This is a genomic window from Mesorhizobium sp. WSM3873 (genome assembly GCF_001672445.1).
Taxonomy (GTDB): domain Bacteria; phylum Pseudomonadota; class Alphaproteobacteria; order Rhizobiales; family Rhizobiaceae; genus Mesorhizobium.
This window is the reverse complement of record NZ_LYTM01000045.1, coordinates 285460-312035: the sequence shown is the minus strand read 5'-3', so window position 1 is coordinate 312035 and position 26576 is coordinate 285460. Positions and strand designations below refer to the sequence as shown.

At 63.6% G+C, this 26576-nt stretch carries 31 protein-coding genes; 11 read left to right on the top strand and 20 right to left on the bottom strand.

The genetic code is table 11. The annotated features are described in order from the left end of the window. On the top strand, positions 1 to 797 hold a 797-nt coding region (locus A9K71_RS24500; protein ID WP_082980685.1), incomplete at its 5' end, for an ISAs1 family transposase. 42 nt (positions 798 to 839) lie between these two features. Here the strand turns inward: A9K71_RS24500 and A9K71_RS24495 are convergent. The 3 genes from A9K71_RS24495 to A9K71_RS24485 are packed head-to-tail and all read right to left on the bottom strand — an operon-like array spanning position 840 to position 2704. After that, positions 840 to 1136, bottom strand: coding sequence for a GNAT family N-acetyltransferase (locus tag A9K71_RS24495; RefSeq protein WP_067002152.1), 297 nt, complete (start codon positions 1134 to 1136; stop codon positions 840 to 842). Continuing rightward, positions 1129 to 1767, bottom strand: coding sequence for an alpha/beta hydrolase (locus A9K71_RS24490; RefSeq protein WP_067002149.1), 639 nt, complete (start codon positions 1765 to 1767; stop codon positions 1129 to 1131). Before A9K71_RS24490 ends, A9K71_RS24495 begins: the two co-directional genes overlap by 8 nt. A 4-nt stretch (positions 1768 to 1771) precedes the next feature. Further along, positions 1772 to 2704, bottom strand: a complete 933-nt coding sequence (locus tag A9K71_RS24485) for a VOC family protein (protein ID WP_067002146.1) — start codon at positions 2702 to 2704, stop codon at positions 1772 to 1774. 230 nt (positions 2705 to 2934) lie between these two features. Here A9K71_RS24485 and A9K71_RS24480 point away from each other — a divergent pair, with 230 nt between their 5' ends. Then, a complete protein-coding gene (locus tag A9K71_RS24480; RefSeq protein ID WP_245299757.1) occupies positions 2935 to 4497 on the top strand; it encodes an alkaline phosphatase family protein in 1563 nt (520 codons plus the stop codon). A 44-nt stretch (positions 4498 to 4541) separates the two neighbouring features. On the opposite strand, the gene A9K71_RS24475 is transcribed toward A9K71_RS24480, so the two are convergent. Further along, entirely contained in the window at positions 4542 to 5930 is a 1389-nt protein-coding gene (locus A9K71_RS24475) for a PRC-barrel domain-containing protein (RefSeq protein ID WP_067002140.1), read from the bottom strand. Between the two features lie 239 nt (positions 5931 to 6169). Here A9K71_RS24475 and A9K71_RS24470 point away from each other — a divergent pair, with 239 nt between their 5' ends. Further along, entirely contained in the window at positions 6170 to 7090 is a 921-nt protein-coding gene (locus tag A9K71_RS24470; protein WP_067002137.1) for a diacylglycerol kinase family protein, read from the top strand. Positions 7091 to 7110: 20 nt separating this feature from the next. Here the strand turns inward: A9K71_RS24470 and A9K71_RS24465 are convergent, their stop codons facing one another. The 4 genes from A9K71_RS24465 to A9K71_RS24450 form a co-directional block, all read right to left on the bottom strand. Next, a complete protein-coding gene (locus A9K71_RS24465) occupies positions 7111 to 7326 on the bottom strand; it encodes a hypothetical protein (RefSeq protein ID WP_067002134.1) in 216 nt (71 codons plus the stop codon). A 129-nt stretch (positions 7327 to 7455) separates the two neighbouring features. Further along, positions 7456 to 7920 carry a phage holin family protein gene (locus A9K71_RS24460; protein WP_067002131.1) on the bottom strand — a complete coding sequence of 155 codons (465 nt, stop codon included), beginning with the start codon at positions 7918 to 7920 and terminating at the stop codon, positions 7456 to 7458. A 10-nt stretch (positions 7921 to 7930) separates the two neighbouring features. Further along, a complete protein-coding gene (locus A9K71_RS24455) occupies positions 7931 to 8257 on the bottom strand; it encodes a DUF883 family protein (protein WP_067002128.1) in 327 nt (108 codons plus the stop codon). 71 nt (positions 8258 to 8328) lie between these two features. Next, positions 8329 to 9090, bottom strand: a complete 762-nt coding sequence (locus A9K71_RS24450) for a Crp/Fnr family transcriptional regulator (RefSeq protein WP_067002125.1) — start codon at positions 9088 to 9090, stop codon at positions 8329 to 8331. Positions 9091 to 9288: 198 nt separating this feature from the next. Between A9K71_RS24450 and A9K71_RS24445 the strand changes: the two genes are divergently transcribed. Beyond that, positions 9289 to 9633: a response regulator gene (locus A9K71_RS24445; protein ID WP_348627023.1), complete on the top strand. Its 345-nt coding sequence runs from the start codon at positions 9289 to 9291 to the stop codon at positions 9631 to 9633. 31 nt (positions 9634 to 9664) lie between these two features. Here the strand turns inward: A9K71_RS24445 and A9K71_RS24440 are convergent, their stop codons facing one another. Beyond that, entirely contained in the window at positions 9665 to 10216 is a 552-nt protein-coding gene (locus A9K71_RS24440) for an RNA polymerase sigma factor (RefSeq protein WP_040973662.1), read from the bottom strand. A 3-nt stretch (positions 10217 to 10219) separates the two neighbouring features. Next, positions 10220 to 10423 (bottom strand): NepR family anti-sigma factor, encoded by a 204-nt coding sequence (locus tag A9K71_RS24435; protein WP_067002232.1) that lies wholly within the window; start codon positions 10421 to 10423, stop codon positions 10220 to 10222. A gap of 222 nt (positions 10424 to 10645) precedes the next feature. Between A9K71_RS24435 and A9K71_RS24430 the strand changes: the two genes are divergently transcribed. The 6 genes from A9K71_RS24430 (at position 10646) to A9K71_RS24410 (ending at position 14142) form a co-directional block, all read left to right on the top strand. Then, positions 10646 to 11440 carry a response regulator gene (locus A9K71_RS24430; protein WP_067002122.1) on the top strand — a complete coding sequence of 265 codons (795 nt, stop codon included), beginning with the start codon at positions 10646 to 10648 and terminating at the stop codon, positions 11438 to 11440. A gap of 165 nt (positions 11441 to 11605) precedes the next feature. After that, entirely contained in the window at positions 11606 to 11770 is a 165-nt protein-coding gene (locus tag A9K71_RS24425) for a DUF1328 domain-containing protein (protein ID WP_067002119.1), read from the top strand. A 176-nt stretch (positions 11771 to 11946) separates the two neighbouring features. Then, positions 11947 to 12978, top strand: coding sequence for a sensor histidine kinase (locus tag A9K71_RS24420; RefSeq protein ID WP_067002116.1), 1032 nt, complete (start codon positions 11947 to 11949; stop codon positions 12976 to 12978). A gap of 224 nt (positions 12979 to 13202) precedes the next feature. Beyond that, complete coding sequence (locus A9K71_RS32170; protein WP_170950281.1) at positions 13203 to 13373, top strand: hypothetical protein; 171 nt, start codon at positions 13203 to 13205, stop codon at positions 13371 to 13373. A 115-nt stretch (positions 13374 to 13488) separates the two neighbouring features. Next, positions 13489 to 13791, top strand: a complete 303-nt coding sequence (locus A9K71_RS24415; protein ID WP_067002113.1) for a hypothetical protein — start codon at positions 13489 to 13491, stop codon at positions 13789 to 13791. Positions 13792 to 13896: 105 nt separating this feature from the next. After that, positions 13897 to 14142, top strand: a complete 246-nt coding sequence (locus A9K71_RS24410; protein ID WP_067002111.1) for a YMGG-like glycine zipper-containing protein — start codon at positions 13897 to 13899, stop codon at positions 14140 to 14142. A gap of 83 nt (positions 14143 to 14225) precedes the next feature. Here the strand turns inward: A9K71_RS24410 and A9K71_RS24405 are convergent, their stop codons facing one another. The 4 genes from A9K71_RS24405 to xylF all read right to left on the bottom strand — a co-directional run bounded on the left by A9K71_RS24405 (position 14226) and on the right by xylF (position 19439). Next, positions 14226 to 15851, bottom strand: a complete 1626-nt coding sequence (locus A9K71_RS24405; protein WP_067002108.1) for a CHASE domain-containing protein — start codon at positions 15849 to 15851, stop codon at positions 14226 to 14228. Between the two features lie 131 nt (positions 15852 to 15982). Further along, entirely contained in the window at positions 15983 to 16783 is an 801-nt protein-coding gene (locus tag A9K71_RS24400; protein WP_067002105.1) for an ATP-binding cassette domain-containing protein, read from the bottom strand. Positions 16784 to 16796: 13 nt separating this feature from the next. Further along, positions 16797 to 18161, bottom strand: a complete 1365-nt coding sequence (locus tag A9K71_RS24395; RefSeq protein ID WP_067002229.1) for a sugar ABC transporter permease — start codon at positions 18159 to 18161, stop codon at positions 16797 to 16799. Between the two features lie 237 nt (positions 18162 to 18398). After that, positions 18399 to 19439: a D-xylose ABC transporter substrate-binding protein gene (gene xylF, locus A9K71_RS24390; protein WP_067002103.1), complete on the bottom strand. Its 1041-nt coding sequence runs from the start codon at positions 19437 to 19439 to the stop codon at positions 18399 to 18401. Positions 19440 to 19789: 350 nt separating this feature from the next. Between xylF and A9K71_RS24385 the strand changes: the two genes are divergently transcribed. Further along, positions 19790 to 21025 carry an ROK family transcriptional regulator gene (locus A9K71_RS24385; RefSeq protein WP_067002099.1) on the top strand — a complete coding sequence of 412 codons (1236 nt, stop codon included), beginning with the start codon at positions 19790 to 19792 and terminating at the stop codon, positions 21023 to 21025. A gap of 300 nt (positions 21026 to 21325) precedes the next feature. On the opposite strand, the gene phoB is transcribed toward A9K71_RS24385, so the two are convergent. The 6 genes from phoB to pstS all read right to left on the bottom strand — a co-directional run bounded on the left by phoB (position 21326) and on the right by pstS (position 26523). Then, positions 21326 to 22015, bottom strand: a complete 690-nt coding sequence (gene phoB, locus A9K71_RS24380) for a phosphate regulon transcriptional regulator PhoB (protein ID WP_010911896.1) — start codon at positions 22013 to 22015, stop codon at positions 21326 to 21328. A 19-nt stretch (positions 22016 to 22034) separates the two neighbouring features. Beyond that, on the bottom strand, positions 22035 to 22739 hold the full coding sequence (gene phoU, locus A9K71_RS24375; protein ID WP_067002096.1) for a phosphate signaling complex protein PhoU: 705 nt from the start codon (positions 22737 to 22739) through the stop codon (positions 22035 to 22037). A 20-nt stretch (positions 22740 to 22759) separates the two neighbouring features. Continuing rightward, on the bottom strand, positions 22760 to 23563 hold the full coding sequence (gene pstB / locus A9K71_RS24370; RefSeq protein ID WP_067002093.1) for a phosphate ABC transporter ATP-binding protein PstB: 804 nt from the start codon (positions 23561 to 23563) through the stop codon (positions 22760 to 22762). Beyond that, positions 23560 to 24411 carry a phosphate ABC transporter permease PstA gene (gene pstA, locus A9K71_RS24365; protein ID WP_067002090.1) on the bottom strand — a complete coding sequence of 284 codons (852 nt, stop codon included), beginning with the start codon at positions 24409 to 24411 and terminating at the stop codon, positions 23560 to 23562. Before pstA ends, pstB begins: the two co-directional genes overlap by 4 nt. A 3-nt stretch (positions 24412 to 24414) precedes the next feature. Next, the gene (gene pstC / locus A9K71_RS24360; RefSeq protein ID WP_067002087.1) at positions 24415 to 25401 is read right to left on the bottom strand and encodes a phosphate ABC transporter permease subunit PstC; all 987 of its coding nucleotides are present in this window, start codon (positions 25399 to 25401) and stop codon (positions 24415 to 24417) included. 63 nt (positions 25402 to 25464) lie between these two features. Beyond that, on the bottom strand, positions 25465 to 26523 hold the full coding sequence (pstS, locus tag A9K71_RS24355) for a phosphate ABC transporter substrate-binding protein PstS (protein ID WP_067002085.1): 1059 nt from the start codon (positions 26521 to 26523) through the stop codon (positions 25465 to 25467). Between the last annotated feature and the right edge of the window lie 53 nt (positions 26524 to 26576).

Below are 26576 nucleotides of genomic sequence, written 5' to 3'. Positions count from 1 at the left end.
CACCGCGTGGCGTGGTGGCCGTCGACGGCAAGGCGCTGAGGCGCGGTTATGAGAAGGGCCGTGCCTTCATGCCGCCGCTGATGGTCAGTGCCTGGGATGCCGAGACGCGGCTGGCGATTGCGGCAACGCGGGCGCCGGCCTCCGACGAGGTTGCGGCGACGCTGGCGCTGCTGAAGAGCCTGGATCTCAAGGGCTGCACGGTGACGGCCGACGCCTTGCATTGTCGCCCCGAGACGGCCAAGGCGCTGCTGGCGCAGAAGGCGCATTATGCCCTTGGGCTGAAGGCCAACCGGGGTCGTCTGTTTGCCGCGGCCGAGAAAAGCTTCGCCGCGGCGGGCGAGATCGCCGGCTTCGAAACACGCGACAGCGGCCATGGCCGCACCGAAGTGCGCCGCGCCAGCGTGCTGCCGCTTGCCAGGCTCAAGGACGCGCCCGCCTTCCCCGGCCTCAAGGCCATTGGCCGTGTCGAGGCCCTGCGCACCACTGCCGACGGCAAGACGACCACATCGGTCCGCTATATCGCCCTCTCCAAGGTGCTGACGCCCAACAAATTGGCTGAGACGGTTCGTGCCCACTGGACGATCGAGAACCAGTTGCACTGGAGCCTTGATGTTGTCTTCCACGAGGATGACGCCCGCACCCGAAAGGACAACGCGCCACAAAACCTGGCCGTCATCCGCAGGCTCGCCCAAAACATCTTGGCTGCCCATCCGCTCGACAAACCAATCGCCAGCAAGATGCGCAGGGCCAACTGGAGCAAAGACTTCTTCTATGAACTCTTTACTCATATGCGATAGCCCTGCCTTCTCCCCCGGGGGAGAAGGGGAAGACAAGTGCTACTATTTCAGCACGTCGGCCCATTCCGGATGGCGGCGGAACTGGGCGTTGGCGAAGGGGCAGAGCGGGATTATCTTCTTGCCCGCCGCGCGCGCGTCCTCGACGGCGCGGGTTACCAGGCGAAGCCCGGCGCCCTGGCCGCGAAAGACATCCGGCACCTCGGTGTGATCGATGATGAGCTGGTGCTCGCCGACCTTGGTGAAGGTCATTTCGGCCTCGGCGCCGCCCGGTCCGCGCAGCAGGTAGCGACCCTTGGAGCCGCGATCTTCCAGTTCGATCCCGGGCAGCTGGTCAGCCATTTTTTGCGCCTCCTTCGCTGGCGGGCGTGAGGGCGAACAGCCGCCGCGCCGCTTCGATTTCATTCGGCCGCACCTCGTGCCCGCCGTCGTGCCATTCCACTGTGACATCGGCCCCGTCAGCGCGCAAATAGGCCTCCAGCCGCGTTGTCAGGTTCGGCGGGCAGATCGGGTCGCGCCTGCCGGCCGTGATCAGGATGCGGCGCCCGGCAAGGCTGCCCTGCACCTGCGGCTCGAACGGGATCAGCGGATGCATCAGCACCGCGGCATCGAACAGTCCTGGCTCGGCGAACACCACCGAGGCCAGGATGTTGGCGCCGTTGGAATAGCCGAGGCCGAACACCGCCGAGGGCTTTGCCGCCTCGACATGCGCCTTGACGAAGCCGGCCATCTTGGCCGTCGCCCGCGCGAGGTCGTCCATGTCGTAGACGCCTTCGCCGGTGCGGCGGAAGAAACGGGCGGCACCTTGCTCCGACACATCGCCGCGCGGCGAGACTAACGTCGCCGAAGGCGCGAGCTCGCGACCGAAGGACAGAAGCTGGTTCTCGTCGGCTCCGGTGCCGTGGAAGACGAACAGCAGCGCGCTGCCCGGCGAACCGGGCAGCACTTTGTGGATGTAGGCGTCCTTGCTCATGGCGTCAGTCTTCCAGCTTCTGGAGATGCTGTTCGAGATAGGGTCTCAGATGCTGATGCTGCGTCGGCAGCTTCAGCGCATCGCCGAGATGCGCTGTGTCCTCGTCGCGGTTGAAGCCCGGCTCGTTGGTCGACACCTCGAACAGCACGCCGCCCGGCGTGCGGAAATAGATCGCCCAGAAATAGTCGCGATCGATGACCGGCGTCACGCCGTAACCTGTGTCGACAAGCGCCTTGCGCACTTCGAGCTGCCTAGCGCGATCCTCGACCGCGAAGGCGACATGGTGCACCGAGCCGGCGCCGAGATTGGCAAAGCCTGCGCCCGGCAGCGATTCGATGTCGACGACGTCGGCGCCGTTGCCGTTCTTGATCGCCATCCGGCGGATGTTGCCGGACTTGTCGACCTCTTCATAGCCCATGAACTTCAGCAGCTCCTCGGTGGCGCCGCCGTCCTTCAGTCTCAGCGCGACGGAGTGGAAGCCGCGGATCGCCTCATCGGCGGGGACGCCGCCCTTCACCCAGGGCGCTCTGCCGTCGGCCTTGTCTTCGACCAGCGCAAAACTGTCGCCGTCGGGGCCGGTGAAGGCAAGCCGCTTCTCGCCAAAGCTTTCGCTGCGGCCAACACCGCTGACGCCCTCGTCGGCGAAGCGCTTTTCCCAATAGCCGAGCGTGCCTTCCGGCACTGAGAAGACGGTGGTGCCGACCTCACCCACCCCATGCCGGCCCTTGCCGATGTCGGGGAACGGGAAATAGGTCATCACCGAGCCCGGCGTGCCGAACTCGTCGGCATAGTAGAGGTGATAGACGTCCGGTGCGTCGAAATTGACGGTCTTCTTCACCCGACGCAGGCCGAGCTTCTTGGTAAAGAATTCATTGTTGCGGCGCGCATCGCTTGCCATCGAGGTAACGTGATGCAGGCCCTTGATCTGATTGAGCATGGTCTTGCTCCTTCCCTATCCTTGCTGCGGCCCTTGCCGCTGTCCACCGCAATATGAGGATAGCGCCGGGCCCGGCAAAGCGACCAAACTCAGAATGGACTGTATCACAAGAGTGAACGGCCATAAGACCGATGTTCACCAATTGATGAAACTGCCTCCTTGCGCCGATCGGGATATTTCGGCTCCATGAGCGGGCGCACCGTCTTGAGGAGAAGAGTTTGGAGAACCGAGTGAGCCGCCCGAATGTTCTTCTCATCACCTGCGACCAGTGGCGCGGCGATTGTCTGTCGGCGGCGGGACATCCGGTGGTGAAAACGCCGAATGTGGATGCGCTCGCGGCCGAGGGCGTGCTGTTCCAGCGCCACTACGGTGGAGCGGCGCCCTGCTCGCCGGCGCGCGCCTGCCTCTACACCGGCCTCTATCAGATGAACAACCGGGTCTGCCGCAACGGCTCGCCGCTCGACGCCCGCCACGGTAACATCGCGCTTTCCGCTCGCGCGGTGGGTTATGACCCCACGTTGTTCGGTTATACCGATATGGCGCCGGACCCGCGCCGGCTTGCGGCCGGCGATCCGCGGCTGAGGAGTTATGAAGGCGTGCTGCCCGGCTTCAGCGTCCGGCAGTTGCTGCCCGAACATCAGAAGCAGTGGCTGTCCTGGCTGCGGACGCAAGGCATCGACACGAGTGCCGGGGCACCGGGCATCCATCGTCCGGCTGGCAAGCAGGGCAAGGTCGGCGATGATGTAAGCAACGCGCCGCCGGTCTATTCGAAGGACCAGACGCCGGCGGCCTTCCTGGCCGGCGAATTCATCCGCTGGCTTGGCGAACAGGAGCAGTCGGCGCCGTGGTTCGCGCACATCTCCTTCATCAGCCCGCACCCGCCTTTCATCGTGCCGCAGCCCTACAACACCATGTACGACCCGGCCGACGGCCCCGCTTTCCGGCGCGCGGCGAACTGGCAAGCCGAGGCGCAAAGCCACCCCTACCTCGCATACGATCTTGGCCTGCAGAAGCGGACGAAGTTCGTTCCCGGCGTCGAGGGCAAGGTGCGGGATTGGAGCGAGGAGAATTTCCGCCGGATCCGTGCGCTTTACTACGGCATGATCTCCGAGCTCGACGCGCAGCTCGGCCGCATCTGGGAAGCGCTGAAGGCGGCCGGCAGTTGGGATGACACTGTGGTTGTGCTCACCTCCGACCATGCCGAGATGATGGGCGACCACTTCATGCTCGGCAAAGGCGGCTTCTTTGACGCCAGCTACCACATTCCGTTGATCGTGCGCGATCCGCGCCGGACAAAAGCGGCCGGCGCATCCATCGATCGCTTCACCGAGGCGGTGGACGTCTTCCCGACCTTGCTCGACCTGATCGACGCAGCACCCGAACCGCACCTCGACGGCAGGTCGCTGGCGTCCTGGCTCGACGGCGAGGAGCCGGCCGACTGGCGCGACGCGGCGCAGTGGGAATTCGATTTCCGCTCGGCCGCCGACGGCGAAGCCGAGCGGCATTTCGGCATCGGCTCACGCGACTGCAACCTTGCCGTCCTTCGCACCGAGGCTTTCAAATATGTCCATTTCGGCGGCGGCCTGCCGCCGCTTCTCTTCGACCTGGCTAGCGATCCGGACGAGTTGAGCAACGTCGCGCACGACCCCGCCTATCTGCCGGTGCGCGTGGAACTCGCCGAGAAGATGCTCACCTGGCGCGCCAACCATCTCGACCAATCACTCGCGCTGGCGGAGCTGACAAAGGACGGAGTGGTCGGCCACGTGAGCAAGACAGCAGGCAGCAGGGAATAGCGAAACGCGTATTCCCTGCTGCCCGCTGCCCGCTGCCTGGTCCCTTACTGCAGGACCATCCTCTGCTTGTCGCGGTTTGCGGCATAGGAGCTCTTGTCGTAGGCTGCCTGCGCCTCCAACTGCTCCTTGGTGAAGTTGGTGTAGAGATACTTATTGCCGTCCTTGTCGGTCATGAACTTCAGCTTATCCATGCCGAGGGCGACTTCCTTCTCGCCGATGCCTAGGAAACCGCCGACATCGATAACCACCGCATCCGGCTTGTTGTCGGGCGTCAGCACGACGTCGCCAATCTCGCCGATCTCGACATCGTTGGCGCCGTATACCGTGGTGCCCTTCAGGTCGTCGACTCTGATGTTGCCCATCGGCATTTCGTTCAACGTCGATTTGTCGATCGAGGCTGTCTTGGTCGTGTCGGTGGCGGCTGTGCCGGTATCGGCCGGCTTGTTCTCAGCCGTCGTATTCGCAGCCGGCGCCGCGGGCTTGGTCTCAGCCGTCGTCTGGGCCGGCTGAGCCGGTTTGGCCTCCTTGTCGGCCGTGGTGTCGGACGAGGTCACGGCAGGGGTGGTCGTTGCCGGAGCAGTGTTCGAAGCCGTGGTGGCTGCGGCCGGCGCCGGATCATAGGCCTTGCGGTTGAAGTCCGGCTGAGCCTCCAGCTCTTCCTTCGTCGTCTCGGCGATCAACCAGCGATCGCCATTCTTTTCTGCCCATTTGGCCTTGGCGAAGTCGAAGGTAACGTTCTTCTCGCCAATGCCCAGGAAGCCGCCGACGCCGATCACGAGGGATTCGGCCTTGCCGTCCTTGGCAAGAACGATGTCGTTGACGTCACCGATCTTTTGGGCGTCGTCGGCGGTGCCGTTATAGACCGACTCGCCCATGATGTTGGTGGCGAGATTGCCTTCAGCCTTCTCTACCGGCTGGGCCGGCTGCGCGGGCGCTTGCGCCGTTCCGGTGTCAGTGGTCGCAGGCTGCGTGGCATCGGTCGTTTGCGCCGGGGCCGGATCATAGGCCTTGCGATCGAAGGCCGCCTGTGCGTTCAGCTCGTCTTTGGTCGTCTTCGCTACGAGCCAGCGGTCGCCGTTCTTCTCGGCCCATTCCAGCTTGTTGTAATCGAAGGCGACATCCTTGGTGCCGACGCCAAGAAAGCCGCCGACGCCGATGATGACGGATTTTACGTTGCCGCTTGCATCGAAAACGACGTCATCGACCTTGCCGATGTCTTCGGCATCGTCGCCGGTCCCATTATAGACGGACTCACCGATGATGTTGGTCATCAGCGCCCCGTCTGCACGTACTACTGGAGCTTGGGTCTCGGCGGCGGGCGCGGGGGTTTCGGTGGCGGGCGCCTGCGCCGGTGCAGGCGTTGTGTTCTGCGCAATGGCCCCGGTTGCTAGGAGGGTTGCAAGCGCGGTCGTTGCAAAAAGAGTGCGGATCATGATCGTCTCTCCTCGTGCCTGATTTCCTACGCGCCGCGTTCGCGGCCTCGCACAAGGCAAGGGCGAGCGCGGCAATATTCCACGATTTCACAACGTCGTGAGGGGAGCCTTGTTCCAAACGGCGCCCGTCCACGGCGCTTGACTTGCTCGCTGACGCGGAACCTTCGGCGGCCCCTTTCCGTTTCAGCCTCCGGCTGAGAGCTCGTTTTTGGCCTAACAATAGCAGGACGGAGAGGGGCATGCGGTTTGCTGCGGTGCTGAACAAGGACGGGGGCACCCTGCGCACGACCGATGTTGCAGCCTTTGCCGACCGGGTCCGCGAGCTTCTGGAAGCGGCCGGCCATTCGGTTCAGATCGACATCGTTGCGGGCGGCGAAATCGCCACGGCTTTGGAAAAGGCCATAGCCAGGCGCACCGTCGATGTCGTGCTGGCCGGAGGCGGCGACGGAACGGTGTCCACCGCCGCCTCGCTTCTGATGAACAAGAAGAAGGCGTTGGCCATATTGCCGGCCGGTACGATGAACCTTTTCGCGCGCAGCCTTGGCATCCCCCAAACGCTGGAGGCCGCCTTGAAGGCCTTTACCGACGGCGAGGTCAAGGCTGTCGATATGGCGACCGCGAATGGCCGTCCCTTCGTGCATCAATTTTCAATCGGCATGCATGCCAGAATGGTCCAGCTCCGCGAGAAGATGGATTTTGGCTCGCGGCTGGGAAAGATGCGGGCGTCGGTTCGCGCCGCATGGGCAACGATCAAGAACCCGCGCACCCTCAAGGTGACCTTGACCATCGGCAAGACCGACATCATCACCCGCGCGACCGGAATTGGCATCAGCAACAATCTGTTCGGCGAGGGCCATCTGCCTTATGCGGACAATCCGGCCGGCGGCGTGCTTGGCATCTATGTCAGCGTTGCGCGCCGGCGCCGTGACTTGGTAAAATTGCTGCTTGCCATGCTGCGCGGCCGGTGGCGCCAAAGCGAACATGTCGAGATCCACCAGGCTGACAAAGCCGTGCTGAAAATTCATTCCTCGCCGACAAAGTTCAAGGCGGTGATGGACGGAGAGTTGGTCAAGCTGGAACGCGAAACCACGGTCGAGATCCATCCAGCAACCCTTAACGTGCTGGTCCCTAGAAGCAGCGCGCAGGCAAAGGCAGCCTGAATGAAGCCAAGACCTCAAAACTACTGTGTTTGACCGCTGGGAGCAGGCGCCTGCTCGGTCCCTGGAGGTTGTGGGACGTGCTGCTGCTCGGTGCTCGGCTCTTTGATCAGCACGCCATAAATCTCGGCTACGCCCCAGGCGATGAATACCAGCAGCAGCCCGGCGACGAGAATCCTGAGCGCATGCCAGCCCCAGTGCCCCTGGCGGGCTTCGTTTTCAGGAACGGTCTTGGGCATTGTCGGTCTCCAGGTGTGGGGGCGCGCACGCCGAGCACGGCATGGTCGGGTAACGGACCCTTTCCGCGAAAGTTCCCAATCCGACAGCTATATCCGGCACGGTCGGCCGCCCCGACCGGCTTGCCGCGCCTATGGCGTTTCGCTGCGATCCTTGTCTCGAGGCCCAGCCTTCACGTTCTCGCGGTAGATGGCGTAGGCGGCGAGCGCGATCGCGGGCGCGAGAAGCGTCCCCAGGCCGCCCTTGCTTTTCGCGAGCGCCGGGAGCAGAGCGAGCGCCGCGGTAACGCCAACCGCCGTCATGTCGGCCTTTCGCCTTCGCGCGCGCCGCCGCGCCCGCATGCTGGTTGTGAGCTTGTGGATCACGACAATCAGCCCGGCGATCACCAGGAAGCCGATGCCGAAGCCGAGGCTGGTCGCTAGCGGCCCGTAGCGCGCCGCCAGCCAGATATAGGCCGCGCCGATGAGGAAACCGACGCCGCACAGGGCAAAAACACCGGCAAGTCCGTAGAGGATTGCGGTCAGCCGCGCTCTTTGCAAGGCCGCCACCGCCTCGCCGGAAGCAAGGCCGGAAATAAGCGAAACCAGCGTCCCCATATGAGGGCTGCTAGCGGCGCGACAGCATCGCGAACAGGAAGCCTACTCCCGCCGCAATCGCCAGCGACGTCACCGGCTTTTCGCGAACGCTGGCTATCAACTGCGCTTCCAAATCCTGAGCGCTTCCGCGCATGCTTTCGAACGCTGCCTCGCCGTGCGCGCGCAGCTGCTCGACGCCTTCGGCGGCCGCGCGGCGCGCTGCCCCGTAACTGTCGTCCCGGGTCTTGGCCAATTGCCTGGTGAGCTCTTCGATATCGGCCTTCAACTGCCGGATGTCGGCTTCGAGGTCGGCGCTGGGGGGAGTATCTGTTGCGGATCTGCCTGCGGCGGTCGCCATTGCGTAACTCCTTAAGTTTGCTTCCATTTCAACGCTTGGCCGAGACCGGGGTTCCGTTCTGCCGGTCGTCGTCAGATGAGCGGTCTGCGCTCCTCACCCAAACCTTGCCAGCCGGCCAACTCCGTCAGCCCCTCATGGCTGATAACCTCGCAACCACCGTCACGCCAAATGATCAGCTTACGGTCCATCAGCTTGCGGATCGTCTTGTTGGTATGCACTAGCGACAGGCCGAGCGTATCGGCGATATGCTGCTGCGTGATCGGGATCTGCACCGGCCGCTTGCCGTTAAGGCCTGCGCCCCGGGCACGGCTGGAGATGAAGGCGACAAGATAGGCGGTGCGCTCCAGCGCGGAACGGCGACCGATGCTGAGCAGGTTTTCATCGAGCATGCGCTCCTCGCGCGACGCCATCCAGGTGATGTCATAGGCCAGGCCCGGGTAGTTGCGGTAAAGCTCGTGCAATTGGTCGCGCTCGAAGACGCACAGCAGCATCGGCGACAAGGCCTCGACGGAATGCTGCATCTCGCCCATTAGGCTGCCTTGCAGGCCGATGAGATCGCCGGGCATGGAATAGTTGAGGATTTGCCGCCGCCCGTCGCGCAACAGCTTGTAGCGGAATGCCCAGCCTGAAAGTATGGTGTAGAGATGCGCGCTGTGGCTGCCTTCGACCAGCACGGTCGCCCCCTTGTCGACCGCAAGCTCTCCTTTCTTGAACCCGCTGACGAACAACAGCTCCTGACTCTCGAATTCGCGAAAGACTGGCAACGGCCGCAACGGGCATTTGCCGCAAGGATATTGGCGGTTGGCAAGGGAATATGCGCTCTGGCTGGACATTTCGACCCCTCTTCGAAACCCCTGCCCCGATAGGGCGAATACAAACGCTTCACCCGGACCGAGGTTCCGCCGCTCACGCAATGCATCGCCGGTCATGTCTTTTTTAAATGACAGAGCGCCAAATACCGCGCATGACTGCAGCCTTATAGGAGTCGCCGCCACGTGCCCCCATTGCTAGACGGATTGCGTATCCTGGTCTTGGAAGACGAATTCCTGATAGCGATGGATGTCGAGCAACTATGCCGCGACCAAGGCGCCGCCGAGGTCGCGATTGTTGGCGATCTGGCTGAAATCGACCTGCGGGATGGGTTTTCCTGGTTCGACGCCGCTATCGTCGACCTGATGCTCGGCGGCACCTCGACACTCGACTTCGCCGAGCGGCTGCGCAGCGCGGGCATTCCATTCGTCTTCGCGTCCGGCTACTCCGACGCCGAGGATCTCGAAGGCTCTTTTCCCGAGATTAAGCTGGTCACCAAGCCCTACTCGGGAGACGATCTGATCCAGGCCCTGGCGCTCGCCTGCAGGCGTGCGAAAGCGGCGTGACGACGTAGCGTCGAAGAGCCGGAGGTCGGTGTCAGGCGGCGTTTGATCCTGTAACCTGCGCCGAGATCGCGTCGGGGCCGTATTCGTCCTCGCCAGAAATCTTCAGGATGTCCTGCAGCCGGGCGCGCGCGCGGCTGACCCGGCTCTTGATCGTGCCCACCGCGCAGCCGCAGATCTCCGCCGCCTCTTCGTAGGAAAAGCCGGACGCGCCGATCAGGATAATGGCTTCGCGCTGATCCTCCGGGAGCTGCTCCAGCGCGCCGCGGAAATCCTTGAGGTCGAGCTGGCCATGCTGGGCCGGGTGGACGGCGAGCCTGGCGGTCATGATGCCGTCGCTGTCCTGCACCTCGCGGCCGCGCTTGCGCATCTGCGAATAGAATTCGTTGCGCAGGATCGTGAACAGCCAGGCCTTGAGGTTGGTGCCCGGCTGGAAACTCTCATGTTTGTCCCACGCCTTGACCAGGGTTTCCTGGACGAGGTCGTCCGCCTTGTCGGCATTCTGCGTCAGCGACACCGCAAAGGCGCGCAGGCTTGGGATCGCGCCGAGCAGCTCGGTCTTGAAGCTCTGGGAGACCGCCGCCATGTCTCAGTCCTTTTTCTCGGCGGGTTCGGCCTTTTCCAGCTGGCTGAGCAACTGAGCGAAGCGATCCGGCACCTGATCGGAGACCAGCTCGTCGTAATATTGCTTGAGTTTGCGGGCGATTTCGGAGTTCGGTCCGAGCGGACTGCTACCCCCGTTCCGGTGCCTGCTCGGGGCGCCAGTTATTGAATTCTTTGACATTTCTTTCATGTTTGCCCTAAGTCCCAGCACCTGAAACCGCTTTAAAACCATAGATCACGACGCAAGCGGCACCCTTGTCTGGTTGCCCATCCCAAAGCCGGAAACGCCCGCTTCCTAATTTAGTTCCCTGCCCGGCGGAACTTTTTCAGAAAGCCGACGTTGGTTTTGCCGGGACTTCCAGTGAGTCTAGCCTTTGCAATGCAACAACGTCATCTGAGGGAGACGTCAAATATGAGCCTGTCCGCAACCATCGCTCCTCATCTGCCTTTCCTCCGCCGTTTCTCGCGCGCCGTGTCGGGATCGCAGGAAAGCGGTGACGCCCTGGTTGCTGCGATGCTGGAGGCCATCATCGCCGACACCGAAGTTTTCCCCAAGGCATCGAGCGATCGCATTGCGCTGTACAAGGTCTTTGCCAGACTTTTCACTTCGATTGCGATCCGCGTGCCGCAAGAGCATGCGCAGACAGCTTGGGAGCAGCGGGCGGCCGCCAATCTGAACGCAATCGCGCCGCGGCCGAGGCAGGCTTTCCTGCTGGTCGCCGTAGAGGGTTTCAGCGAGGATGAAGCCGCGGAAATCCTCGATGCCGACGAACAGGAGTTCTCCGAATTGCTTGCCCAGGCAAGCAGCGAGATTTCTCGCCAGGTCGCGACCGACGTGCTGATCATCGAGGACGAGCCGCTGATCGCCATGGACATCGAGGAAATGGTCGAAAGCCTCGGCCATCGCGTTGTCGGCACCGCCCGCACGCACGCCGAGGCGGTCGCCGTTTTCGGCAAGACGCGTCCGAAAATGGTGCTGGCCGACATCCAACTCGCTGATGGCAGCTCGGGCATAGAGGCGGTCAACGAGATCTTGTCCTCGACGCCGGTGCCGGTGATCTTCATCACCGCTTTCCCTGAGCGCCTGTTGACCGGCGAGCGTCCCGAACCGGCGTTTCTGGTGACCAAGCCCTTCAATCCAGACATGGTGAAGGCCCTGATCAGTCAGGCGCTGTTCTTCGACCGGCAGGCGAAAGCCGCGGCCTGACCGCATGTCCGATCATTGAGCTCTCATGCGAGGCGCCCGCGCCTCGCACGATGCGGCGCGGAGTCCCATCCGTGAAGCGTTTTCAGGGGATCGTCTTTTTCCGCAAATGGTGGAACAAACGCCATCCAGCAACGTTTTTTCCAGGACGTTAGAAGGAGAGATATCATGCTGTACTGGGCGCTCGTTTTTCTTGTGGTCGCGATCATCGCCGGCGCGCTTGGGTTCGGCGGCATCGCCGGCACGTCGGCTGGCATCGCGCAGATATTGTTCTTCGTCTTCCTTGCTTTCCTGGTGATCTCACTCATCGCCGGCCTCGTCAGGAGAACCTGACCAGGGGCAGTGCCGAACACTGGAAGCCGCACCCCTCAAACGGTTTCCAGCCACCGCCGGGCGATGTCCCCAAAAGGATGTCGTCCGGCGGACCGCTTTTGGGCAGCGTAAGTGTCAGTAGGTCAAGACCGGGGCAGCATCGTAAGCCGTTCGCGCCTGGATGCGGGAAGTATCGAATGCGTTCCAAGGCCTCAGAGAAGGACTATACGCAAGAGCGCAGCGACGAAGTAATCGCGATGCATCCGGCGGAAAGCGGGATGCAGGTGGGGCGCGCGCTGCTCCACGCGCTCCACAATGCTGGAATTTCGGTCCTCTACCAGGATCGTGAAATGAAGACCGTCTGGGCGCGCAACATGCGCGTCCCGTGGGCCTGCGAGACGGCCGAGGGCAAGGGTGTGCTTTCCCCCGCGCAGTCCGAGCGCATAGGCGCAGCCAAGCGCAAGGTGATTGAAACCGGCAACCCGGATCGCCTCGAGCTCGGCATTTCCGACAGTGACGGCGTGCGCTGGTTCCATGTCTGGATCGATGCCGATCGCAGCGACTCCGGCGAGGTTCAGGGCGTAGTCACCACCATGGTCGAGACGACGGAGCAGAAGCGCCGCGAGCAGACGCTGAAGACGCTGCTGCGAGAGGTCAGCCATCGCTCGAAGAATCTACTGGCCATCATCCAGAGCATAGCCACCCAGACCGGACGCTACTCGGAGACGCTCGGCGATTTCCTGACGCACTTTCGCGGCCGCATCCAGTCGCTCGCCTCGTCTCAGGATCTGGTGACATCCTCCAACTGGCGGGGAGCGGCGCTTCGTGAGCTCGTGTCCGGCCAGGTCGGCCGCTATAGCGCCGATCCAAGTCGCAGCCTGCGTTTCGATGGGGAGAACCCTTACCTCAATCCGAACGCTGCCCTTCATATCGGACTGGCCATGCACGAGCTGGCCGTGAATTCGGTAAGCTACGGCGCGCTGTCGCAGCCTGACGGACGGATCAGGGTAAGCGCCAGGATCGCGGCCGGCAGCGAGACTTCGCCTGGCCTTTTGCTGATTTGGACAGAAAGGATCGGCGCCGGTCGGCGCACCGAAAATCGTTTTGGCAGCGTCGCCCTCGAACGCGTCGTGCCGACGTCGCTGAACGGCTCCGCCAGTCTCGATATCGACGACGATCGTCTCGAATATCGCCTGACCATCCCGCGCGGCAATTTCGAGATAGAATGACAACCACGTCCCGGGGCAACGGTCAGCCGCCGGAGAGGCGTTTAACCTGCTGTTCACCATAAAATCCGATTGTGTTCCCCGGCAGAAGCAACTCCAGGATAGCGCGCAATGCCCTTCCGAGTTGCGTAAACCTTGGAGTGGATCGGCGATCCCGTGAGGAGCTGAACCGCTCGCGACGCATCAAACCCAGCCGCGCAATCACACCGCGATTTGGGAGGAACCGAATGATGATTGCCGATATGAACAGGCTGGAGCGGGCCGCCCGCGTCTCGATGGGCGGCTTCCAGGACGCCGAAGCACCGCCCTCGCCCCGTTCCTCCCATCCATCGCTTCGCCTCGGCGCCGTCGCGCTTGTTGCTGCTCTCGTGCTGGCGATGGCCTGGCAACTGGCCTGATCTTTCCAATCGAGCAGCCGGCCGGCGCCAAGGCACGCGCCATTGCGCGCCGACTCCGCCGAGCAGGAACTTTTGAGCGGCAACAATCGTTCTTTGCGGCGGGAGGATTCGACCCGTGGAACACATCGCCGCCTTGCTCCTCGTCATTGGCTGCTCGGACACCATGACCGATTGCCGCGAACTGTCGTTGCCGGTCAGCGTCTTCGAGACTTTCGAGGCTTGCATCGCCGAACGGCCGTTTGCGCTGGGCGACCTGCAGGGGCGCACGCCGCGTGTCAAGGGCGAGTGCCTTGCCGTCGATCCGGCACTTGAAGACGACTACGATCAACTGCTGTGGACCGTGCGTCCCGACGGCAGGCTCGTCGCGTCGCTGGAAACTTCCGGCGCGCTTGTCGCGTCAAACGGCGCACGCCCGTAAGACACTCTCTTCAGCAATAACAAGATCGGGCAGGCAAAGCCCGTTTTTTCGTGCTAAACGGCGGTTGGCACTGCCAAAAGTGAGGACAAAATTAAGGAGCTATTTATGCGGAAAATGATCATTGCCATGGTTGCCGTGGTCGCCGTCAGCGGCTGCACCACGACCGAGCAGGATGTCGTCGGGGGCGGCTTGATCGGCGCCGGCGTCGGCGGCCTGGTCGGCGGCGGCAGGGGCGCGCTGATCGGCGCGGCTGTGGGCGCCGGGTCCGGCCTGTTGGTTCGCAACCTGCGCAATGGCTATTGCATATATCGCCACGCTGACGGCACGAGATACAAGGCCCGCTGCAACTGATTTTCCGCGAGACACAGTCATCTACCCGGGGGCCGACCAGCGGTCCCCGGGTAGATCGTTGTTAGACCCTGACTGACAGGCGCTCAGCCTGGCAGGGGTATTCGGATTTCCACCTTAAGCCCGTCGGCCCGGTAGTCGCGCTTGATCGTACCGCGCAATTCTCGCGTGACATTGAGATCGATCAGCTTGGTGCCGAAACCGGTCTTTGCCGGCGGCTCCAGTTTCTTTTGCCCGGCCTCGCGCCAATCGAGCACCAGCGTCCGCTCCGGGCCACGTCCTTCGACCCGCCAATCGACCTTCAGGGCGCCCACCGAGTTGCCGGCCTCGCCATATTTCAGCGCGTTGGTGGCAAGCTCGTGAAAGGTCAAGCCAAGCGCCTGCGTCGTCGTCTCGTCAAGCAGCACTTCCGGCCCCGACAATATGCCTTCGGAAAGCTCTTTGCCGAACACCTGCCCAAGCTCGGTGCGCAGCAGGTCGCCGAGGTCCGCCTTCTGCCAGCGCGAGCGTGTCAGCATATCCTGCGAGGCAGCCATCGCCTGCAGCCGCGCCGAGAATGATGCCGAGAACTCCTTCACGTCGGTGGCCTGCGAAGCAGTCTGCCGCGCGATCGCCAGTACCCTGGTGATCGAGTTCTTGATGCGGTGCTTCATCTCCTGCAGGATCAGCTCCTTTTCCAGCAGGCTCTTCTCCGTCGCCTCATGCAGCAGCGACTTCGCCTCGTAGGCGCGCTCCTGATAGCGGGCCACCAAGGCGATCGCCCCGGCGAGCAGCAGACCGAACAGCCCGAGCATCACCGGGATGGCGCGCGAGGAAGGCAGCGCGAAGGCGCTCGTCGGCCGAAACAGGATAGTCCAGGGTCGGCCGGCCACGACGATATCCCGGCGCGCCAGCAGCTTTCCGCCGAGCGATTCGGCCGGCGGCGCCTCCGACCGGAACAGGAGATTGTCGGCTCCCGGCTGGCCGTCAAAGATTTCGACGTTGACCGGCAGCAGCGGAGCCTTGCTGAGCGCCACCTGGAACAGATCGCGTGCACGGAAGGAGGCGTAGAGGAAGCCGGCGGTCGAGGAGCGGCTGGCGTTGATGACGTCCGGGGCCGTTTCCACGTTCAGCCGCACGAAGACCAGAAATCCGGGGAAGGTCTGCTCCAGCCCTTGTCCCTGGCCAAGTTGAACGAGCCCGCTGGCATGCTGCTGGTCGTCGGCCATGGCCTTCTCGATTGCCGCCCGCCTTGCCGGGTCGCTGAACATGTCGAAACCGATGATCGACTGGTTGGAGGTATCGAGCGGCTCGAAAAGCACGATGGGCGTGCGCCATTGCTGCTGCGTGATGGCCGGATAGACCGGGTGGGCCGAACCGCGAGCGCGCAGGATGTCGCGCTCGAGCTTGGCCTCGTCGCCGGTCTTGGCCAGCCTCAGGAAGCCGATGCCGCGCAGTCCGGCGAAGTTGTCGTCGATGTCGAGCGCGGTGAGGAAGGCCTTGAACTCGCCGCGCGTGATATCGCCGTTACGAGCATCGAACAGCGCCTGGGTCGAGCGCAGCAGCGACAGATGCAGGTCGATGCGGCTCTCTATGCGGTTGAGCGCATCGTCGGCGGTTCCCTCGAACTTGATGCGTGCCGCCTCCTGGGTCGCGAAATAGGCGAACCCCGCCATCGTCAGGCTGATCAGCGCGACGGCGATGAAGGCGACGATCGGGAAAAGCTTTTTCAATGCAGGGTGCGGCCCATGGATGGTTGGCCACCTTTATGGGCAAGTCTCCGCGCCAATACAATGGCAAGGCCAACCCAACGCCGCGATTGGCTCATCAAACAAGTCGCAAATTAGGCAACCAATTTATGGTCTTAGGCCGCGATTTTCAGCGCTCCCGGGCCTGGCATGGCGCCCGGCGGGCACTTGCCCAGAATGATCATGCCGAGCACCTCGTCCTGGGTCACGTCGCTGGTGCGCGCCGTGCCCACGACCTGGCCGTTCTTCATGACGCAGACCCTGTCCGCCAGCTCGAACACGTCATGGATGTCGTGGCTGATCAGGAAGATGCCGATGCCGTCGGCCTTGAGCTGCCGCACCAGTTCGCCGACCTGGGCCGTCTCCTGAGGGCCGAGCGCTGCCGTCGGCTCGTCCATGATCAGGATTCGCGCGTTGAACAGGATCGCGCGCGCGATCGCCACCGACTGCCTCTGTCCGCCGGACAGCTTGATCACCGGCTCCTTGAAGCGCTGGAAGCGCGGATTGAGCCGGCCCATCACCTTGCGCGCTTCGGCCTCCATGGCGACGTCGTCAAGCGTGCCCCAGGCGGTCATCAGCTCGCGGCCGAGGAAAAGGTTAGCGGCGGCGTCGACGTTGTCGGCAAGCGCCAGCGTCTGATAGATGGTCTCGATGCCGTATTTCTTGGCATCGCGCGGGTTGGAGATTGCTGCCTCCTCGCCGTTGACGAAGATCTGCCCGGCATCGCGCTTGTAGGCGCCGGACAGTATCTTGATCAGCGTCGACTTGCCGGCGCCGTTATGGCCGAGCAGCGCCACCACTTCGCCGGGGAAGAGATCGATGGAGGCGTCGTCGACGGCGCGAATGCCGCCGAAGGCGATCGAGATGTTGCGCATGTCGACCAGCGGGGCGCCGGCGGGAGCGTTCTTGTCTGCCATGATGCAGCCTCCTTCACACCCGCTTGCGGTAGATTGTGTCGAGCCAGACCGCGATGACCAGCACGGCGCCGACGACGATGCTTTGCAGCGGCGAATCGACGCCGAGGAGCACCATGCCGGACTGCAGCGACTGCATCAGCAGCGCCCCGAGCATGGCGCCGAGCACGGTTCCCGAGCCGCCGGCGAGCGAGGTGCCGCCGATGACCGCCGCGGCGATGACCAGGAGCTCGTCCAGCGTGCCGAGCGCATTGGTCGACGAATTCTGCCGCGCCGACGAGATCGCCGCGGCGATCGTCGCCAGCACACCCATGATCATGAACACCTTCATGGTGATCCAGCGCGTGTTGATGCCGGCAAGGTTGGCCGCTTCCGGATTGCCGCCGATGGCAAAGACATAGCGGCCGAAGCGGGTGCGCTTGGTGATGAAGGTCATGACGAGACCGACGGCGATCGCCATCAGCACCGGAATGGCGATGCCGTGGGCGATGAACAGGCCGCCTTCGGGGACGGCGATGTTGTTGGCGGCGGCGTAGCGGTTCACGATGCCGACCGGCCAGGGATAGGAATTGGCCAGCCACACCGCGCCCATGATGACCGCGCAGGTGACCGCGCCGAGCAGCGTCTCGGCCCAGATCGGACGCAGCGGGAAACGGAAGCGCTTGCGCTGCACCCTGCCGTTGAACAGCGCAAACACCACGGCAACACAGGCGACGGCGCCGACGATCCAGCTCCATCTGGCGCCGATCGAGCCGGCCGGTCCGCCGCCCATCAGCTGGAAGGTGGCGTCGAGCGGCGCCACCGTCTGGCCGCTGGTGACCCACCAGGCGGCACCGCGCCAGACCAGCAGCCCGCCAAGCGTCACGATGAAGGCCGGCACTTCGAGATAGGCGATGACGAAGCCCTGGAAGGCGCCGATCAGCAGGCCGAGCGCCAGGCCGATCAACAGTGCCAGCACCCAGATCCAGGGAGTGCCAAGCTCGAGCCCAACCATTCGCACCAGGAAATGCACTTGGGCAAAGCCCATGACCATGCCGATCAAACCCTCGGCGGATCCGACGGAGAGATCGATGTTGCGCATGACGATGACCAGCACCATGCCGGAAGCCATGATGGCCACGGCCGAGGTCTGCACCGACAGGTTCCACAGGTTGCGCGGCGTCAGGAACGTTCGACTGTCGAAATCGAGTGGATTGACGCCGAGCCGCAGGCTCGAGATGACATGCAGGCCGATCCAGATGATCAGCAGCGCGCCGACCATGCCGAGCATGCGTGTGTCGAGCTCAGTCGCCTTGAGGAAGCGCCCGACGGTGCTCAGTTCGGAAGGCCGCGCGCGATCCGCCGCCGGGTTGGCCGGCGTATCAGAGGTCGTATCGGTCATGATCTCCTCCCACCGGCTTGCCGTCTGGCGCGGATGCCGGACCACGATGCTAGAGCAATTCCAGGAAAAAGTGCGTAGCCGCCTGGAATTACGCACAAACAAACGGCTGGAGCAGTTCGGCGATCCTGCCGGACAGTGAACTGCCCCAATGGTCTCCGGCTTCAGTACGCCCGAAAGCCTTTGGAGAAACGCCGCGGCCCAACGGCCGCGGCGCTGCGTTTGAACCTGACGGCCAGCTTAGTTGCAGACCGCGATGCTGCCGGCGGCAACACCCGCGCAGACTTCATCCTTCTTTATCCAACCCGCGTCGATGACGAGGTTGAGATTATCCTTGGTGATTGCGACCGGGGTCAGGAACAGCGACTTGACGGTGTTGCCGCCAGGCGTCGTGAAGTCCTTGGCGCCCGCGATGTCGGTCATCTTCTTGCCGTCGGCGAGCTGCGAGGCGATCTCGGCGGCGTGCTTGCCGAGCTCGCGCGCGTCCTTCCACACCGACACCGTCTGGGTGCCGAGCGCGATGCGGTTCAGCGCGGCATGGTCGCCGTCCTGGCCCGAGACCGGAACGGTGCCGGCCAGCCCTTGCGCCGTCAGCGCCGCGACGACGCCGCCGGCAGTGCCGTCATTGGCCGCCACCACCGCGTCGACCTTGTTGTCGTTGGCGGTCAGGAACTGCTCCATGTTCTTCTGCGCGTTGGCGGGCAGCCAGCCGTCGGTATAGGCCTCGCCGACATTCTTGATCTTGCCGCTGTCGATGGCTTCCTTCAGCACTTCCATCGAGCCGGAGAACAGGAAATCGGCATTCGGGTCGGCGCCCGAGCCCTTGATAAAGACGTAATTGCCCTCGGGCTTGGCCTTGAACACCTCGCGGGCCTGCATGCGGCCGACTTCCTTGTTGTCGAAGGTCAGATAAAACACGTCCTTATTCTCGATCAGGCGGTCGTAGCCGACGACCGGAATGCCTTCGTCGAGTGCCTTCTGCACCGCCGGCCCGATCGCGGAGGCGTCTTGCGCCAGGATGATCAACGCATTGGCGCCCTGCGAGATCAGGCTTTCGACGTCGGTCAGCTGCTTGCCTGGATTGGACTGTGCGTCGGCGGATATGTACTTGTCGCCGGCGGCCTCGATCGCCTTCTTCATCGCCGCTTCGTCGGTCTTCCAGCGCTCTTCCTGGAAATTGGACCACGAGACGCCGATCACCTTGTCCTTCGCCTCGGCGACCGACGCCAGCGTCAACGACATGGCGATGCCCGCCAGCATGGCGGTTGCGAATCTCTTCATGATATCCTCCCTGCGCCCCTCGCGGCGCGATCCAGATTGGCCCCGAAGGCCATGTAGAAACTTTTTTTCGAGCCTCGAAAAAATACTGATCCAAGGCTAAGGTACTGTCAACTGCAATTCTGACGGTTTTTGAGGTGTCGCGTACTTTTTTCGAGACCCGCAATAAATAATGACAGTGCCGACCGCTTCTGCCACTATCGCGCAACAGTTCGGTGGAGGCGCAGCCCGCGTCCACCGAAACTTGCAAAAACCGGGACGGTTCGGGTGCCGGCGTCCGGGACTGAACCGATCTGGCGCGTCGCCGGGTCCTGTGCATGATCGAGAGGCCGCGCTGACTGGGAGGAGAAAAAATGTCGGTCGGAATCCGCCACGACGATCTGCGCCGGCGCAACCGCGCCATGGTGCTCTCGGCCGTGCGCCGGGCCGGCCAACCGTCGCGCACGGAAATCGCCGCGACCACCGGGCTCAGCCATTCGACCATTTCGGCGATCTCTTCCGACCTGATCCAGGAAGGCATCTTGGCCGAGAGCAAGCCGAGCGAGACCGCGTCTCTGAAGCGCGGCCGGCCACAGGTGGGCCTCGCGCTCAGGCCTGAGGCGGCGGCGGTGGTGACGGTGGTGCTGTCGCTCAATTTCCTCTCGGTCGCCGTTATTGATTATGCGGGCCAGGTCATCGCCGAGGAGCAGCGCCGCCTCGATACCCTCACCATGCCGCGCAACGAGCTGATCGGCGAATGCTTGGCGATCGTGCGGCGCCGGCTGGACGATCCGGACCTCGACGTCGGCAGCGTCGCCCGCATCGCCATGGGCATCCAGGGCATCACCGATTCCCATGCCCGCGCCATGCTGTGGTCGCCGATCACGCCGCTGACCGACATTCCCTTCGCCGACATCCTGGAAAAGGAATTCGGCATTCCGGCCACCATGGAAAACGACTGTAACATGATGGCGGTGGCGCTGCAGTGGCGCGATCCCGACCGCTATCGCGACAATTTCATCGCCATCCTGCTCTCGCACGGCATCGGCATGGGCCTGGTGCTGAAGGGCGAGCTGTTCACCGGCACGCATTCTTCCGGCGGCGAGTTCGGCCACATGATCCATCGTCCGGGCGGCGCGCTTTGCCGTTGCGGACGCCGCGGCTGCGTCGAGGCCTATGCCGGCAACTACGCCATCTGGCGCAGCGCCATGAAGATGAGCGAGGACGCCGAGCCGGTCGATGTCGGCGACGCCGACATGCGGGCGCTCGCCGCCAAGGCGCGCGAGACGGATGGCCCGGAGCGCGAGGCCTATCGCCGGGCCGGGGAGGCGCTGGGCTTCGGCCTTGGCAGCCTGTTCGCGCTGATCGACCCGGCGCCGGTCGCCATGGTCGGCGTCAGCGCCGCCGCCTTCGACCTGATCGAGCCGGCGCTGCGCGAGGCGATCGGCCAGACCGCCGGAGGCCAGCATTCAAACTCGATCTCCTTCGATACCGAGCCGAACGAATTGCCGCTGATCCGCGAGGGCTGCGCCATGCGCGCGCTGACCTTCGTCGACCAGGAGATTTTCGCCTCGGGCGTGCAGGCGAGAATGGGCAAGAACGTGGCCTGAGCAGCTTCGATAGCGATCGTTGGCTTCTGTGCGTCCTGCAGACGCCGGAGATTAGCGAAGGCCCCGCAGCTTCGTCATTCGGGCGGAGCAGGAGCGAAGCTCCGTCGCACAGATCCTGGAATCCATGCCATTACCGGCGGAGCAGAATTTCTGCACCGCCGCGGCGCGAGGAAGTCGCGTGGATCGTCGGGTCTGCGCCGCGTCGCGACGCTTCGTGCTCCGCCCGTGGACGGCGAAGCACCAGTGTCTCGATAACCCGCCAGCGCAGATAGAACCCGTCAGACCTTCGGTGCCCTGGCTCTAGTCTTCCCTGATCGCGTAGCCCGCCCCACGGATGGTACGTATGACGTCCGGCATGCGGCCGTTGTTGACCGCCTTGCGCAGGCGGCCGACATGCACGTCCACGGTGCGCTCGTCGATATAGATCGTCTCGCCCCAGACATTGTCGAGCAGCTGGCTGCGCGAGAACACCCGGCCGGGATGCCGCATCATGAATTCAAGCAGCCTGAACTCGGTCGGGCCGAGCCGGATCTCGCTCTTCTTGCGGTAGACGCGGTGCGATTCGCGGTCGAGGACGATGTCGCCGACCTTGAGCACGCTGGACAGCACCTCCGGCTTGGCGCGGCGCAGCAGCGCCTTGACCCTGGCCATGAATTCCGGCGTCGAGAACGGCTTGACCAGATAGTCGTCGGCGCCGGTCGAGAGGCCGCGCACCCTGTCGCTTTCCTCGCCGCGCGCCGTCAGCATGATGATCGGCAGGCGTTCGGTCTCGGGCCGCATCCTGAGGCGCCGGCAAAGCTCGATGCCGGACACCGCCGGCACCATCCAGTCGAGCACCAGAAGGTCGGGCACATTCTCCTGCAGGCGGATCTCGGCCTCGTCGCCGCGCGTCACCACCTCGACCTGATAGCCCTCGGATTCGAGGTTGTAGCGGAGCAGCACCCCCAGCGGCTCCTCGTCCTCCACCACCATGATGCGTGGCGCGATCATTTAGCAGGCACCTTCGCTGTCAGGCCGCCGGCGCCGACATCGCCGTCTCGTCCTGCTTAGGACGATTCGCGGGCAATTGCGTGCCGGTCAGCACATAGTAGGCGTTCTCGGCGATGTTGGTGACGTGGTCGCCGATGCGCTCCAGATTCTTGGCGCAGAACAACAGATGCGTGCAAGCCGTGATGTTGCGCGGATCCTCCATCATGTAGGTGAGGAGCTCACGGAAGACGGAGGTGTATTTGACGTCGATGCGCTCGTCGTCGTTGCGGAGCTTGGCGAGCGCCGTGGCGTCGCCGGCCGCGTATTCCTCGATCACGCCCTGGACCTGGATCAGCACCAGCTGCGCCATCGAGTCGATGGAGTGCGACAGATCGCGCGGCGCGGCGCTGACGCCGACCGAGCCGACGCGCTTGGCGATGTTCTTGGCAAGGTCGCCGATGCGCTCGAGATCGCCGGCCATCCGGATGGCGCCAACGACGCTGCGCAGGTCGTCGGCCATCGGCTGGCGCTTGGCGATCAGCGTGATGGCGCGATCGTCGAGCTCGCGTTGGCGCGCGTCCATGATGGCATCGTCGGAGACCACGCGCTGCGCCAGCGCGTTGTCGGAATTCAGCAGAGCCTTGGTCGACGCGCCGACCATCGAGCCGGCAAGATCGCCCATGTCGCGGATGAGCTGGCTGATCTGCCTCAGATCCTCGTCGAAGGAAGCGACCGTATGGGCCATGGTTATGTCCTCGTATGAACTCAGCCGAAGCGGCCGGTGATGTAGTCCTGCGTGCGCTTCTCGCGGGGCGAGGTGAAAATCTTCTCGGTCCGGTCGAATTCGATCAGCTCGCCGAGATACATGAACGCCGTCTGCCGCGACACGCGCGCCGCCTGCTGCATGTTGTGGGTGACGATCACGATCGTGTAGTCGGCCTGCAGCTCGTCGATCAGCTCCTCGATCTTGGCGGTCGAGAGCGGATCGAGCGCCGATGCCGGCTCGTCGAGCAGGATGACCTCCGGCTTCACCGCCACCGTGCGGGCGATGCAGAGCCGCTGCTGCTGGCCGCCCGAAAGGCTCTGGCCACTGGCGTTGAGCTTGTCCTTGACCTCGTTCCACAGCGCGGCGCGCTTCAGCGCCTGTTCGACGCGATTGTCCATCTCGGCCTTGCTGATCTTCTCATACAGCCTGACGCCGAAGGCGATGTTCTCGTAGATCGACATCGGGAACGGCGTCGGCTTCTGGAACACCATGCCGATCTTGGTCCTGAGCAGGTTGAGGTCCTGCGAGCGGTCGAGGATGTTCTTGCCGTCGAGCAGCACCTGGCCTTCGGCGCTCTGCTTCGGGTAGAGCTCGTAGATGCGGTTGAGCACGCGCAGCAGCGTCGACTTTCCGCAGCCCGAAGGTCCGATGAAGGCGGTGACGCTCCGCTCGGGCAGCGACAGGTTGATGTCCTTCAGCGCCTTCGACTGGCCATAGTAGAAGTTGAGGTTCTTGACTTCGATCTTGGCCTTCTCGGCGGTCGTCTCGGCTACGTTCAGGTCGGTGGACAACATCGGTTTCATCTGTCCTCTCTGCGTCCGGTAAGGCTGCGGGCGAAGATGCTCAGCCCGAGAACCGTCAGGGTGATTATCAGTGCGCCCGTCCAGGCCAGTTGCTGCCATTCCTCATAAGGGCTCAGCGCAAACTGGAAGATGGTCACCGGCAGGCTGGCCATCGGCGCGTTGAGATTGCTCGACCAGAACTGGTTGTTGAGCGCTGTGAAGAGCAGCGGCGCCGTCTCGCCCGAAATGCGGGCGATCGCCAGCAATATGCCGGTGACGATGCCGGACAGTGCGGCGCGATAGGCGACCGAGCGGATCACCACCCAGCGCGGCGCGCCGATGGCGGTGCCAGCCTCGCGCAGCGCGTTGGGCACAAGGTTCAGCATGTCCTCGGTGGTGCGCACGACAACGGGGATCACCAGGATCGACAGCGCCACCGCGCCGGCGATCGCCGAGAAATGACCCATCGGCCGCACCATCAGCTCGTAGACGAACAGGCCGACGATGATCGACGGCGCCGACAACAGGATGTCGTTGATGAAGCGCACCACTGTCGTGAGGCGCGAGAAGCGCCCGTACTCGGCCATATAGGTTCCGGCGAGCACGCCGATCGGCGTGCCGACGACGATGCCGATGACGGTCATCACGATGCTGCCGTAGATGGCGTTGAGCAGGCCGCCGGCGTCGCCGGGCGGCGGTGTCATTTGCGTGAACACCGAAAGCGAGAGCCCCGAGAGTCCCTTATAGAGAAGGGCGCCGAGGATCAGCGCCAGCCAGACGAGGCCGATGCCCGCCGCTATGGTGCACAGCGCCATCATCACGGCGTTCTTGCGCTTGCGGCTTCGGTGGAGCGATGCGGCTGTCGACATCGGTCAGGCTCCCGTGCGGCTATCGATGCGCAACAGCATGTAGCGTGCGAGCGCGAGGATGATGAAGGTGATGATGAACAGGATCAGTCCGAGTGCCACCAGTGAGGACGTGTAAAGCTCGCCGTCGGCTTCGGTGAATTCGTTGGCGATGGTCGCCGAGATCGTCGTGCCGGGCGCAAACAGCGAGGCGCTGATGCGGTGCGCATTGCCGATGACGAAGGTGACGGCCATCGTCTCGCCGAGCGCGCGGCCAAGACCGAGCATGACGCCGCCCATGATGCCGACCCGCGTATAGGGGATGACCACACGCCGGGTCACTTCCCAGGTTGTGCAGCCGATGCCGTAGGCCGATTCCTTCAGCACCGCTGGCACCGTGTCGAACACGTCCTTGGTGATCGAGGTGATGAAGGGCAGCACCATGATGGCCAGGATCAGCGACGACGTCAGCAGGCCGATGCCGTAGGGCGGACCGGCAAACAGGCTGGCGAGACCCGGTATGCCGTGGAAAAGATTGATGATGAACGGCTGTACCGTCGTCTGCAGGAATGGCGCGAAGACGAACAGGCCCCAGATGCCGTAGATGATCGAGGGAATGCCGGCGAGCAGCTCGACCGCGATACCGATCGGGCGCCTGAGCGGGCGCGGGCAGAGCTCGGTCAGGAAGACGGCGATGCCGATGCCGATCGGCACGGCAATGAGGATGGCGATGGCCGAAGTGACGACGGTGCCGTAGATGGGCGCGAGCGCGCCGAAATTCTCGGTGACCGGATTCCAGGATTCAGTCGTCAGGAAGGAGAAGCCGAACTTCGATAGCGCCTCCCACGAGCCGGCGATCAGCGAGACCGCGACGCCGCCCAGAAGAACCAGCACGAGTATGGCGGAGAGGCGCGTGACCGTTCGGAAGATCGTGTCGGTCAGGGCGAAGCGGCGCACCGTCGCTTCCCTGGTCCGTATGGCGGACGATGTCACGGCTTCGGAAACGGCTGTCATTTGCCCCTCGCATTTCGAAAGAGACAGGAGGGCGCCCGAGGCGCCCTCCTTATTCCGGAGGAATTACATGCCGGAGTAGAGCGGCTTGCCGTTGCTGTCGACGATGTCCTTGCTCCACATTTCCTCGACGCTCTTCACGACCGCGTCGGGCATCGGAACATAGTCCAGCTCGGCGGCCATGTCGTCGCCCTTGGCGTAGGACCAGGCGAAGAACTTGAGTGCTTCGGTGGTGGCCGCCGCATCATCGGGCTTCTGGTAGACGAGGATCCAGGTCGCGGAGGTCATCGGCCAGCTTTCAGCACCAGCCTGGTTGGCCAGAATGACGCCGTAGCCAGGCTTGGAGCTCCAGTCGGCATTGGCTGCAGCGGCCGAGAACGCGGCAGCGGTCGGCTCTACCTTCTTGCCGTCCTTATTGATCAGGTCGGTATAGGTGAGCTTGTTCTGCTTGGCATAGGCATACTCGACATAGCCGATCGCGCCACCGGTCTGCGCTACGTTGTTGGCGACGCCTTCGTTGCCCTTGGCGCCGATGCCCACCGGCCACTCGAGCGCGGTATTGACGCCGACCTTCGACTTCCAGTCGGCGCTGACTTCGGCCAGATAGTAGCTGAAGTTGAACGTGGTGCCCGAGCCGTCCGAACGGTGGACGACCGCGATCGCCTGGTCGGGCAGCTTGACGTCGGGGTTGAGCTTCTTGATCGCCTCGTCGTTCCAGTTGGTGATCTTGCCGACGAAGATGTCGGCCAGCGTCGGGCCGTCGAGCACCAGTTCGCCCGGCTTGACACCTTCGAGGTTGACGACCGGAACGATGCCGCCCATCACCATCGGGAACTGCGCGAGCCCGGTCGACTTGAGATCCTCGCCCTTGAGCGGCGCGTCCGAGGCGCCGAAGGTCACGGTCTTGGCCTTGATCTGCTTGATGCCGCCGCCGGAGCCGATCGACTGATAGTTGAGACCGATGCCGGTCTCCTTTTTGTAGGCGTCGGCCCACTTGGCATAGATCGGATAGGGGAAGGTAGCGCCGGCACCGGAGATGTCGGCCGCCATAGCGGCGGAGAGGGAAAGCGTGGATGCCGCAGCCATTGCAATCGCAACGGCCGCCGAGCGGATGAAATGTCTCATGTGGCCTGCTCCTGTTCGGAATATGGTCTTTCGGCAACCCTTGTCTATCGGCG

Excerpts from the sequence above, each read along its gene's own strand:
- A9K71_RS24385 (WP_067002099.1), top strand. The coding sequence starts at position 19,790 with ATGTCGGTCGGAATCCGCCACGACGATCTGCGCCGGCGCAACCGCGCC.
- pstA (WP_067002090.1), bottom strand. The coding sequence starts at position 24,411 with ATGTCGACAGCCGCATCGCTCCACCGAAGCCGCAAGCGCAAGAACGCC.
- A9K71_RS24470 (WP_067002137.1), top strand. The coding sequence starts at position 6,170 with ATGCGGTTTGCTGCGGTGCTGAACAAGGACGGGGGCACCCTGCGCACG.
- A9K71_RS24410 (WP_067002111.1), top strand. The coding sequence starts at position 13,897 with ATGCGGAAAATGATCATTGCCATGGTTGCCGTGGTCGCCGTCAGCGGC.
- A9K71_RS24460 (WP_067002131.1), bottom strand. The coding sequence starts at position 7,920 with ATGGGGACGCTGGTTTCGCTTATTTCCGGCCTTGCTTCCGGCGAGGCG.
- A9K71_RS24400 (WP_067002105.1), bottom strand. The coding sequence starts at position 16,783 with ATGGCAGACAAGAACGCTCCCGCCGGCGCCCCGCTGGTCGACATGCGC.
- A9K71_RS24450 (WP_067002125.1), bottom strand. The coding sequence starts at position 9,090 with ATGTCCAGCCAGAGCGCATATTCCCTTGCCAACCGCCAATATCCTTGC.
- pstS (WP_067002085.1), bottom strand. The coding sequence starts at position 26,523 with ATGAGACATTTCATCCGCTCGGCGGCCGTTGCGATTGCAATGGCTGCG.
- A9K71_RS24490 (WP_067002149.1), bottom strand. The coding sequence starts at position 1,767 with ATGAGCAAGGACGCCTACATCCACAAAGTGCTGCCCGGTTCGCCGGGC.
- A9K71_RS24485 (WP_067002146.1), bottom strand. The coding sequence starts at position 2,704 with ATGCTCAATCAGATCAAGGGCCTGCATCACGTTACCTCGATGGCAAGC.
- A9K71_RS24430 (WP_067002122.1), top strand. The coding sequence starts at position 10,646 with ATGAGCCTGTCCGCAACCATCGCTCCTCATCTGCCTTTCCTCCGCCGT.
- A9K71_RS24435 (WP_067002232.1), bottom strand. The coding sequence starts at position 10,423 with ATGAAAGAAATGTCAAAGAATTCAATAACTGGCGCCCCGAGCAGGCAC.
- A9K71_RS24495 (WP_067002152.1), bottom strand. The coding sequence starts at position 1,136 with ATGGCTGACCAGCTGCCCGGGATCGAACTGGAAGATCGCGGCTCCAAG.
- A9K71_RS24425 (WP_067002119.1), top strand. The coding sequence starts at position 11,606 with ATGCTGTACTGGGCGCTCGTTTTTCTTGTGGTCGCGATCATCGCCGGC.
- pstC (WP_067002087.1), bottom strand. The coding sequence starts at position 25,401 with ATGACAGCCGTTTCCGAAGCCGTGACATCGTCCGCCATACGGACCAGG.
- phoB (WP_010911896.1), bottom strand. The coding sequence starts at position 22,015 with ATGATCGCGCCACGCATCATGGTGGTGGAGGACGAGGAGCCGCTGGGG.
- phoU (WP_067002096.1), bottom strand. The coding sequence starts at position 22,739 with ATGGCCCATACGGTCGCTTCCTTCGACGAGGATCTGAGGCAGATCAGC.
- pstB (WP_067002093.1), bottom strand. The coding sequence starts at position 23,563 with ATGAAACCGATGTTGTCCACCGACCTGAACGTAGCCGAGACGACCGCC.
- A9K71_RS24455 (WP_067002128.1), bottom strand. The coding sequence starts at position 8,257 with ATGGCGACCGCCGCAGGCAGATCCGCAACAGATACTCCCCCCAGCGCC.
- A9K71_RS32170 (WP_170950281.1), top strand. The coding sequence starts at position 13,203 with ATGATGATTGCCGATATGAACAGGCTGGAGCGGGCCGCCCGCGTCTCG.
- A9K71_RS24475 (WP_067002140.1), bottom strand. The coding sequence starts at position 5,930 with ATGATCCGCACTCTTTTTGCAACGACCGCGCTTGCAACCCTCCTAGCA.
- xylF (WP_067002103.1), bottom strand. The coding sequence starts at position 19,439 with ATGAAGAGATTCGCAACCGCCATGCTGGCGGGCATCGCCATGTCGTTG.
- A9K71_RS24465 (WP_067002134.1), bottom strand. The coding sequence starts at position 7,326 with ATGCCCAAGACCGTTCCTGAAAACGAAGCCCGCCAGGGGCACTGGGGC.
- A9K71_RS24395 (WP_067002229.1), bottom strand. The coding sequence starts at position 18,161 with ATGACCGATACGACCTCTGATACGCCGGCCAACCCGGCGGCGGATCGC.
- A9K71_RS24440 (WP_040973662.1), bottom strand. The coding sequence starts at position 10,216 with ATGGCGGCGGTCTCCCAGAGCTTCAAGACCGAGCTGCTCGGCGCGATC.
- A9K71_RS24420 (WP_067002116.1), top strand. The coding sequence starts at position 11,947 with ATGCGTTCCAAGGCCTCAGAGAAGGACTATACGCAAGAGCGCAGCGAC.